The organism is Pseudomonas sp. Sample_10 (assembly GCF_004321495.1).
Lineage (GTDB): Bacteria > Pseudomonadota > Gammaproteobacteria > Pseudomonadales > Pseudomonadaceae > Aquipseudomonas.
This window is the reverse complement of sequence record NZ_RCOE01000184.1, coordinates 1-9,139: the sequence shown is the minus strand read 5'-3', so window position 1 is coordinate 9,139 and position 9,139 is coordinate 1. Positions and strand designations below refer to the sequence as shown.

Sequence of the window (9,139 nt, the reverse complement as noted above, 5' to 3'; positions counted from 1 at the left end):
AATGAGGACGGCACCATGAGCGCTTTAACCTTGAAAGTCGCAGTCAACCTGGTCACCGAGGCCATCACCGCAGGGCGTGCAATCTGCGCAGCGCCCTTGACCATCGCCGTGCTGGACGCTGGCGGACACCTGATCACCCTGCAACGCGAAGACGGCGCCAGCCTGCTGCGCCCGCAGGTCGCCATCGGCAAAGCCTGGGGCGCCATCGCCCTGGGCAAGGGCTCACGCCTGTTGGCACTGGACGCGCAACAGCGCCCGGCCTTCATCGCCGCGTTGAACAGCCTGGGCCAGGGCAGTGTGGTGCCGGCACCCGGAGGTGTGCTGATTCGGAATCAGGACGGGAACGTGCTGGGGGCGGTGGGGATCAGCGGGGATCTGTCGGATGTGGATGAGCAGTGTGCGATCACTGCGATCGAGGCGTTGGGGTTGAGGGCGGATGCGGGGGTTGTGGCTTGATCTTTGGCGACTGAACCAGCGTCATCGCTGGCAAGCCAGCTCCCACAAGGACTGGGGTGTTCACATATTTTGCGGACACCATCAGACCTGTGGGAGCAGGCTTGCCAGCGATTGCAGTCTGCCAGACACATCCAGCTAAAAGTGTGTGTTACCGCTCAGAGTTTCCCGGTCTAGCCTTTTCATGAGTTCATCATGAGAGAGGCAACGGAATGCCTGATTTCCCCCGCATCAAACCGTCTGCGAACAGGCCGCTATGCCGAGCCCAGTCGAATCTATTTGCTGACGACCAACACGCTGGATCGAGAGCCGATTTTTACTGACTTCGCTTTGGGCAGATTGGTGGTTCATCAATTTCGCCGGGCACAGAATCTGGGATTGGCAAAATCACTGGCCTGGGTGGTCATGCCAGACCATTTTCATTGGCTGGTCGAACTGGAAAACTCCTCACTGCGCAGACTAATGCGCGAGACAAAGTCGCTTGTTACTCGAGAGGTGAATTTTTTCAGTAACAGGAACGGGCCGCTTTGGCAGCAGGGCTTTCACGACCGTGCGTTAAGGCGGGAAGATGATTTGGTGAAGATGGCGCGCTATGTAGTGGCCAACCCCTTGCGGGCTGGTCTGGTCGAGAGAATTGGTGATTACCCGCTTTGGGACGCCGTCTGGGTTTGAGTCAATATCGAGTCGCCTTCATCGCTGGCAAGCCAGCTCCCACAGAGAAGTGTGTCGTTCACAAGATTGGGTGCAACACAAAAAACTGTGGGAGCTGGCTTGCCAGCGATGGGCCACCACGGACTATCAATCCGGCTCGCAGCCTTTGAGCACCAACCGAATAATCGTCTGCGCAGCCGCTTCGTAATCCTCTTCGTCGAGCTTGGCCTTGCCGGTGATGGCGGTGATTTGCCAGTCGAAGTCGGCGTAGGTCTGGGTCGCAGCCCAGATACTGAACATCAGGTGGTTGGGGTCGATCGGGGCGATCTGGCCGCGGTCGATCCAGCTCTGGATGCACTCGATGTTGTGCTTGGCCTGGCTGTTGAGCTGTTCCACCAGGTCGGTGCTCAGGTGCGGTGCGCCGTGCATGATTTCGCTGGCAAACACCTTGGAGGCGAAAGGCAGGTCGCGGGAGATGCGGATTTTCGAGCGAATGTAGCCGCTCAGCACTTCGCTGGGCACGCCGTCGGGGTTGAATGGCGTCGAGGCTTGAAGGATCGGTTCGATGATACTTTCCAGGACCTCGCGGTAGAGGTTTTCCTTGGATTTGAAGTAGTAGTAGACGTTGGGCTTGGGCAATCCCGCCTTGGCTGCGATATCGCTGGTTTTGGTCGCTGCGAAGCCCTTGTCGGCAAATTCTTCACTGGCGGCACGCAGGATCAGTTGTTTGTTGCGCTCGCGGATGGTGCTCATAAACCAGGGGGTTCCTTGCCTGTTCTGGCGGTTGCGCATGGTAGCACCGGCGTTCGGCGGCGCTCAAGAATGCACCATGCGGCGCTCGGCCACGCTATGCTGCACCGCATTTACTGAAGAAGGAAACCGATTCATGGCAGGAAGCAGTTTGCTGTTGCTGATCGACGACATTGCTGCGGTGCTGGATGACGTGGCCCTGATGACCAAAATGGCCGCCAAGAAGACGGCCGGCGTGCTGGGTGATGATCTGGCGCTCAATGCCCAGCAGGTCAGCGGTGTGCGTGCCGAACGGGAAATTCCGGTGGTGTGGGCGGTAGCCAAGGGCTCGTTCATCAACAAGCTGATTCTGGTGCCGTCGGCAATTGCCATCAGCGCGTTCATCCCATGGCTGGTCACGCCATTGTTGATGGTCGGTGGCGCTTATCTGTGTTTCGAAGGCTTCGAGAAACTTGCGCACAAGTTCTTGCACAGCAAAGCCGAAGATCAGGCTGAACATGCCGAACTGGTCGAGGCGGTAGCGGACCCGGCGGTGGACCTGGTGGCGTTCGAGAAGGACAAGATCAAAGGCGCGATTCGTACCGATTTCATCCTTTCCGCAGAAATCATTGCCATTACCCTTGGCGTTGTCGCTGACTCGGCGCTGACCCAGCAAATCGTCGTGCTCTCGGGCATCGCCATTGTCATGACTGTCGGCGTATACGGGCTGGTGGCTGGCATCGTCAAGCTCGACGACTTGGGCCTGTGGCTGACCCAGAAGCCGGGGCAGGTGGCCAGAAGCATTGGTGGGGCAATTCTGCGCGCGGCGCCGTACATGATGAAAAGCCTGTCGGTGATCGGCACGGCGGCGATGTTCCTGGTGGGTGGCGGCATCCTGACCCACGGCGTGCCGGTGGTGCATCACTGGATCGAAAGTGTCAGCGCAGCGGCGGGCGGTGCCGGGTTTATCGTGCCAACGTTGCTCAATGCGGTCGCGGGAATTGTGGCTGGGGCGGTGGTGTTGCTTGGGGTGATGGCTATCAGCAAAATCTGGAAAGTTGCGAGAGGCTGAAAATAACGCAGCCTGCGATAGCTCCTGCAGGCTGCGATCTTGGCGATGTATGCCGCGCAAAATGAAAAAGGCCATTCGACTGGAATCGAATGGCCTTTTTTGTTGCCGCCGAATTACTCGGCTATCTGCAGTTTGCGCGACTCGGTGTACACGTAACGCACCTTCTCGTACTCGAACGGCGAGTTCAGCTGGCCATAGCGGAAGCTGGTCTGATAGCGCTTGTCGACGCCACGCAGGACCCAGACTTCCGGATGATTGGAGCTGACTTCGGCAACGTTGAGGAAGTTGATTGCGTTCTCGGCGCTGTAATCGACCAACAAGCCGCCAGTGTCACGCAGGTTCGACGGGCCAAGTATCGGCAGTACGAAGTAGGCGCCGCCCGGAACACCATAGAAGCCCAGCGTCTGGCCGAAGTCCTCGCTCTGGCGTGGCAGGCCCATGGCGGTGGCCGGGTCCCACAGGCCGGCGATACCAATGGTGGTGTTGAGCAGCAGCCGACCGGTGATCTCCATGGAGCGCTGGCCCTTGAACTGCAACAGGCTGTTCAACAGGTTTGGCACGTCGCCCAGGTTATTGAAGAAGTTGCTGACGCCGGTACGCAAAAAGCTCGGCGTGATGTAGCGATAGCCATCGACCACCGGCAGGAACACCCATTGGTCGAACCGGTAGTTGAAGTGGTAAACGCGACGGTTCCATTCTTCGAGCGGGTCATAGACGTTCAGTGCGCTGAGCGTCGAACGTTCGAACTCACGCTGATCCAGCCCCGGGTTGAATTTGAGTTTGCTCAACGGCTCCTTGAAACCGTCACTGTCGACAACGACTGGAGCATTGGCTTTGCTGTTGTCGGCATTGGCAACGCCTGCACAGAGTAACGCAGCGATAAGCAGGAGATATTTAGCCACGGAAGAACTCCAGCATGGCGTCGCTGTTGACGCGGTAGTTAAGGTTGCCGCAATGGCCGCCCAGCGGGTAAACGGTCAAGCGATCGCCGAACGTCTGGCGCAGGAACCCGAGGTCACCCGGGCCGAGGATCACGTCGTCAGCGTTGTGCATGACGGCAATTTTCGGGCTGTCGCGCAGGTAATCCTTCAGTGCGTACAAGCTCACCTGGTCGATCAGTTGCAGCAGGCTGCCACCGTCGGTGCGCGCACGCCACATCGGGATCACCTGTTCAGTGATGTAGCAGTCGAAATCACACTGCAATGCACGCTTGAGGTACGGGGTGAGACTGGTGCCTTCTGTAATCGGTGTTTTCGGGGGAGTGATCAGGCCGCGGCGATTGATCAGGTCCGAGGTAAAGGCGATATCGGCCGCCGAGAAGCGGAACGAGGTACCGATCAGCATGGCCATCTGTTCGTTGGTGAGGTGCTGCTTGGACTGCTGGAAGTCGTAGAGCAGGGCATCGTTGAGGTCGATGTAGCCCTTTTGTTGGAAGTAGCGGGTCAACTTGTTCAGTACCAGCTCATAGAAGGTAGTGGTGTTGTTGATGCCCTTGACCTCGGTCTGTACCAGTTTGTCGAGATTGGTGATCGAGGTGTAGAGGTTGACCGGCGGGTTGAGCAGCAGCACCTTCTTGAAATTGAAGCTGCGGCGGGTTTCGTCCAGATGCGCGACGAAGGCTGCATCCAATGCGCCGAGGCTGTAGCCGGTCAGGTAGAAATCGGTCACCGGTACGTTAGGGTTCTGCGCCCGCACGGATTGCATCACCCGGTACATGTCTTCGGCATCTTCCTTGGTGATGCCCGGGGTCGCGAAGCGGGACGCGGCGCTCATGAAGTCGAAACTGGTGGGCGACGACAATTGCACCACGTGGTAACCGGCTTTGTAGTAGAGCTTTTTCAGGTATTCGTTGAGGCTGCTGTCGTAGCGCGCGCCCGTGCCGGCGATCAGGAAAATCAGCGGTGCCGCTTTATCCTGGGTGGCGATGCGATAGGTGAGTTTCTTCACTGCCCAAAAATTGTCCGGCAGTTCGAACGCACGCTCAGGGCGCAAGGTGATGCTGCGATCCGACTGATTGATGTCGTCGTCAAGCGGCAGTTCGGGACGCAAATCCGGTGGCGTCGTGGCAATGGTTGCCTCGAACGGGTTAGTCAGGGGATAGCCATAACTGGCGGCGTCGATGTCGACCGCCAGTGCGGACGCACTCAAGATAAGGCCGCCAAACAGGGCGGCGAAGCGCAAGGAACGGAGCATGACTAGATCCCTTAGAGGAAGGTGCCGAATGAAGTTCGCAGGCTATGACCACTGGATTTGCGCCAAAGTGCCACGCATCGGCACCAAACAGGCTTAATTCGGAGTAATAGTAGCTCGACGATACACTTTGCAGCGATTGAAAGGCCAGTTAACTGTTGTTAGCGCTTGCGAAAGACCGTCGGGAGATTAAGCTGACCGCCGTTTTCGTTGATTGGAGTGTTTCATGTCCCGCCGTCTGCCCGTGATCCTGCTGCTCATTGTGCTGCCTCTATGGCTGGCCGCCAGTTATGGCGCGCGTTATGGCTTTATGGAAGATGCACAGTGGGTCGGCCTCTGCGTGGATGAGGCGAGCCGCTGGGAATGTCAGGTTCGCTCGAACCTGGGCCTGATGATTCACTTCAAGATTCTGGGCTATGGCGCACTGGCTGCTGCCATCATCGGCTTTGTCGTGCCGGGGCGGGCAGGGTGGTGGCTGGCGGTATTGGCGCTGGCATTGGGTTTTCCGGCTCTGGCCTTGTACAACACGACGCTGGCGGTGTTTGCGGTGGTGATTGCGGGGTTGCGGTTGGTCAGAGATTCCCGTAGCGCTTGACCGTCGGCCATCGCGGGCAAGCCCGCTCCCACAGGTTCATCGGCGAACACGCAATTGTGAACGACAACGATCCTTGTGGGAGCGGGCTTGCCCGCGATGAGGGCCGTAAATTTGATTAGGGTTAAACCTTGCGAACGCGCAAGCAGCGCCACAACGCCGCCACCATCAACCCACTCACCAACGCCCAGCCCCAAGCCTGCTGATTCTGCAGACCTTCCCGGAACAACTGCGGCGCAATGCCCGCTCCGATGATGAAGGTCAGCAACGCGATTTCCCGGCGCGGCACGCTCACCGGACGGCACAGATACACCAGTGCCGGCACGATGAACGCGACGCTCGGGAAGCTGCGGTAGCGCGGGTCAAATACCAGCTCCAGCATGCTCACCGCCGCTGCAAAGCCGATCACCGCAACCAGCCAGCCTGAGCGACGCTCAAGTGCGTTGAACGCCTGTGCTCGCCATCCTGTACGAGGACTCAGCGTCAGGGCGGCGTGCACCAACACCAACAGGTTCAGCGCAGTCAGCAATGCCACCCACAACCATTCGCTGGTGAAACGGGTAGTCACGCGGGCGAGGTCGCCCCACACGCCGATGGAGCACGCAGCCAATGCCGCAAACAACGGCAGGACCAGCGCTGCGCGGGTGCTGCGGACGCGGCCGCCCAGCACAAGCGTCCCGACAAAGATCAGGCCGCCCACAACCAGCCACTGCGACCAGTACGGTACGTTCGACACCGGACCGGCCAGCACGCCTTTGTCCTGCCGATCGGCATCGAACAGCCCCCAGTAGCCACCCACGGCGCCTTCACTGGCGCGTTTCCATGGCTGGTCGAAGGCTTCGATCAGGTTGTAGTGCCAGCCGTGCTGCTCGGCCATGGTGACAAAACCGCGAATGAATTTCGCTTCATTGACCCGGCTCGGCAGGGCGGTTTCGCGCTGACGGCCTTCGCTGGGCCAGCCGGTTTCGCCAATCATCACGTCCTTGGGTGCGAACTTGTTGCCGAACACCTGACGCACTTCGGCGACGTGTTGCAGTGCGGCATCGATGTTCGAAGGATCGTCTTCCCAGTACGGCAACAAGTGGATGGTCAGGAAATCCACGGCCGGCGCGATTTCCGGATGCTTGAGCCAAAACTCCCAGACGTCGGCATAGGTGACGGGTTGCTTGACCTGGCTTTTGACCTTGGTGATCAGCCGGGCCAGTTGTGCCCCGGTGACTTCTTTGCGCAGCAGGGTTTCGTTGCCGACGATCACAGCAGTCACCACGTCGGCGTTGGCGTTGGCCGACGCAATCAGCAGGTCGACTTCTTTTTCGGTATCCACCGTGTTGCTGTTGACCCAGGCGCCGATCATCAACTTCAAGCCGTGTTTACGTGCGAGGTCGGGCAGGGCTTCGAGCCCGGTCATGGAGTAGGTGCGGATGCATTCGAAGCTTTTGGACAGCAGCGCGAGGTCGGCGTCCATGCGCTCCGGGCGCAGGTTGAACGGTACGTCGAACGGCGATTGGTCTTTGTCGAACGGGGTGTAGGAGGCGCATTGCAGTTTGTGCGTGGCGCTGGCGACATCCGGCAGGGTCACCGGTTTACCAATGCCGTACCAGAAACCACAAAGGGCAAAAAGCCCCAGCAGGCAGGCGAACAGATAAGCAAAAAAAGGAAAGCGAGATGTCGCGGGCATGATCAGGCCGTCTGGGAGCAAAGCGGCGCATGTTACCTGCATTTGTACTGTGCTTGGTGGCTCGCATGATTTTGACATGCAAAGTTCGGGCGGATTGTCCGGGGCGTTTGTCGCCCTCAGGATTAATGGCGTTCTGATGTCGTTTCTCGATGCCTTGAGGTCGCTGGCAGAGCAGGTCGCTTATAGCGTCAGGTTGATTATCGGAGGCGTCAGTACCCTCGTTGATAAACGCGCTGATGATTGAACGGGTTTGCGGTGAAGCGTGATGGGGGCGCTGTGCACCAGAACAATACGTTGACGCGACTCGGCACCCGTCGAGCGCAGCACTTTCGGGGAAGTAACGATGAAGATGCGACGACTTTTAGGTGCAGGTGCCGCACTGGTACTTGCGATGGGTTCCACATTCGCCAATGCCGAGAGCAAGACCCTGAGCATCGGTTACGTTGACGGCTGGTCCGACAGCGTCGCGACGACTCACGTAGCTGCTGAAGTCATCAAGCAGAAACTCGGATATGACGTGAAGCTGCAAGCCGTCGCGACCGGGATCATGTGGCAGGGTGTAGCCACCGGCAAACTCGACGCCATGCTCTCGGCCTGGTTGCCGGTGACCCACGGCGATTACTGGGCCAAGAACAAGGATCAGGTGGTCGACTACGGTCCGAACTTCAAGGACGCAAAAATCGGCTTGATCGTGCCGGAATACGTCAAGGCCAAGTCGCTGGAAGACCTGAAGACCGACGACAGCTTCAAAAAACGCATCGTCGGCATCGACGCCGGTTCAGGCGTGATGCTTAAAACCGAGCAGGCCATCAAGGACTACGACCTGACCGGTTACCAGCTCAAGGCCAGTTCCGGCGCGGGCATGATTGCCGAACTGACCCGTGCCGAAAAGAAGAACGAATCCATTGCCGTGACCGGTTGGGTACCGCACTGGATGTTCGCCAAGTGGAAATTGCGTTTCCTCGAAGACCCGAAAGGCGTGTATGGCGCGGCTGAAACCGTGAACAGCATCGGCAGCAAGGAGCTGGCAACAAAAGCACCGGAAGTGGCCAAGTTCCTGAAGAACTTCCAGTGGGCTTCGAAAGACGAGATCGGCGAAGTCATGCTGGCGATCCAGGAAGGCGCCAAGCCGGACGCGGCAGCGAAGGACTGGGTAGCCAAACACCCGGAGCGTGTTGCTGACTGGATCAAATGATGTGAGCTGAAGTTTCTATTGAGCTCCTCTCAAAGCCGCTTGGCGTAACTGCCAAGCGGCTTTTGCTTTTCTGTAGGAGCCAGGCTTGCCGGCGAAGGCACCTGCAAAATCGCCATCGCCGGCAAGCCTGGCTCTTGCGGGGGGTGCGCCGCACCGAAGTTTGGCAATTCTGTCATGTGGTACTAAGACTAAGGTCGTCTGGAACCTGCCCCGCAGCCGCATAGAGTGGATACCGTTCCAACTTAATCTGTGCTGCGAGGATAAAAACAATGAACGACAGCATTTACCTCTCGATTCAAAACAGCCCGCGATTCAAGGAGCTGGTTAGCAAGAGGGAACGATTCGCCTGGATTCTATCGGCGATCATGCTAGGGCTTTACTCCGGATTCATCCTGTTGATTGCTTACGGGCCGCATGTGCTGGGGGCAAAAATCAGCCCTGAGTCATCGATTACCTGGGGCATACCGATCGGTGTTGGTCTGATCATTTCGGCCTTCATCCTGACGGGTATTTACGTACGACGCGCCAACGGCGAGTTCGACGACCTGAACAATGCGATTCTCAAGGAGGCTCAGCAAT

The 9,139-nt window shown here is 58.4% G+C and carries 10 protein-coding genes; 6 read left to right on the top strand and 4 right to left on the bottom strand.

The genetic code is table 11. The features are described from left to right. Positions 1–15: 15 nt before the first annotated feature. Entirely contained in the window at positions 16–456 is a 441-nt protein-coding gene (locus D8U18_RS18175; protein ID WP_131108127.1) for a heme-binding protein, read from the top strand. A 192-nt stretch (positions 457–648) separates the two neighbouring features. Continuing rightward, the gene (locus D8U18_RS18170) at positions 649–1,125 is read left to right on the top strand and encodes a transposase (RefSeq protein WP_131108126.1); all 477 of its coding nucleotides are present in this window, start codon (positions 649–651) and stop codon (positions 1,123–1,125) included. Between the two features lie 126 nt (positions 1,126–1,251). Here the strand turns inward: D8U18_RS18170 and D8U18_RS18165 are convergent, their stop codons facing one another. Beyond that, positions 1,252–1,857, bottom strand: coding sequence for a TetR/AcrR family transcriptional regulator (locus D8U18_RS18165; RefSeq protein ID WP_056852974.1), 606 nt, complete (start codon positions 1,855–1,857; stop codon positions 1,252–1,254). 133 nt (positions 1,858–1,990) lie between these two features. Here D8U18_RS18165 and D8U18_RS18160 point away from each other — a divergent pair, with 133 nt between their 5' ends. Continuing rightward, positions 1,991–2,905 (top strand): DUF808 domain-containing protein, encoded by a 915-nt coding sequence (locus D8U18_RS18160; RefSeq protein WP_130905244.1) that lies wholly within the window; start codon positions 1,991–1,993, stop codon positions 2,903–2,905. 113 nt (positions 2,906–3,018) lie between these two features. Here the strand turns inward: D8U18_RS18160 and D8U18_RS18155 are convergent, their stop codons facing one another. Together D8U18_RS18155 and D8U18_RS18150 are read right to left on the bottom strand one after the other, a co-directional pair. Then, complete coding sequence (locus tag D8U18_RS18155; RefSeq protein WP_056852972.1) at positions 3,019–3,807, bottom strand: VacJ family lipoprotein; 789 nt, start codon at positions 3,805–3,807, stop codon at positions 3,019–3,021. After that, entirely contained in the window at positions 3,800–5,098 is a 1,299-nt protein-coding gene (locus D8U18_RS18150) for a serine/threonine protein kinase (protein WP_056852971.1), read from the bottom strand. Before D8U18_RS18150 ends, D8U18_RS18155 begins: the two co-directional genes overlap by 8 nt. A 223-nt stretch (positions 5,099–5,321) precedes the next feature. Here D8U18_RS18150 and D8U18_RS18145 point away from each other — a divergent pair, with 223 nt between their 5' ends. Continuing rightward, positions 5,322–5,690, top strand: a complete 369-nt coding sequence (locus tag D8U18_RS18145) for a hypothetical protein (RefSeq protein ID WP_131108125.1) — start codon at positions 5,322–5,324, stop codon at positions 5,688–5,690. A 121-nt stretch (positions 5,691–5,811) separates the two neighbouring features. Here D8U18_RS18145 and D8U18_RS18140 read toward each other — a convergent pair whose 3' ends face one another. Beyond that, positions 5,812–7,407, bottom strand: coding sequence for a beta (1-6) glucans synthase (locus D8U18_RS18140; RefSeq protein WP_131108124.1), 1,596 nt, complete (start codon positions 7,405–7,407; stop codon positions 5,812–5,814). Between the two features lie 301 nt (positions 7,408–7,708). Here D8U18_RS18140 and D8U18_RS18130 point away from each other — a divergent pair, with 301 nt between their 5' ends. Continuing rightward, positions 7,709–8,560 (top strand): glycine betaine ABC transporter substrate-binding protein, encoded by an 852-nt coding sequence (locus tag D8U18_RS18130; RefSeq protein ID WP_130905247.1) that lies wholly within the window; start codon positions 7,709–7,711, stop codon positions 8,558–8,560. A gap of 269 nt (positions 8,561–8,829) precedes the next feature. Beyond that, a partial coding sequence (locus D8U18_RS18125; protein WP_056852967.1) for a DUF485 domain-containing protein occupies positions 8,830–9,139 on the top strand: 310 nt, incomplete at its 3' end.

What these genes read in the sequence shown, in the direction of transcription:
- D8U18_RS18145 (WP_131108125.1), top strand. Translation starts at nt 5,322, where the DNA reads ATGTCCCGCCGTCTGCCCGTGATCCTGCTGCTCATTGTGCTGCCTCTA.
- D8U18_RS18170 (WP_131108126.1), top strand. Translation starts at nt 649, where the DNA reads ATGAGAGAGGCAACGGAATGCCTGATTTCCCCCGCATCAAACCGTCTG.
- D8U18_RS18130 (WP_130905247.1), top strand. Translation starts at nt 7,709, where the DNA reads ATGAAGATGCGACGACTTTTAGGTGCAGGTGCCGCACTGGTACTTGCG.
- D8U18_RS18160 (WP_130905244.1), top strand. Translation starts at nt 1,991, where the DNA reads ATGGCAGGAAGCAGTTTGCTGTTGCTGATCGACGACATTGCTGCGGTG.
- D8U18_RS18165 (WP_056852974.1), bottom strand. Translation starts at nt 1,857, where the DNA reads ATGAGCACCATCCGCGAGCGCAACAAACAACTGATCCTGCGTGCCGCC.
- D8U18_RS18140 (WP_131108124.1), bottom strand. Translation starts at nt 7,407, where the DNA reads ATGCAGGTAACATGCGCCGCTTTGCTCCCAGACGGCCTGATCATGCCC.
- D8U18_RS18175 (WP_131108127.1), top strand. Translation starts at nt 16, where the DNA reads ATGAGCGCTTTAACCTTGAAAGTCGCAGTCAACCTGGTCACCGAGGCC.
- D8U18_RS18150 (WP_056852971.1), bottom strand. Translation starts at nt 5,098, where the DNA reads ATGCTCCGTTCCTTGCGCTTCGCCGCCCTGTTTGGCGGCCTTATCTTG.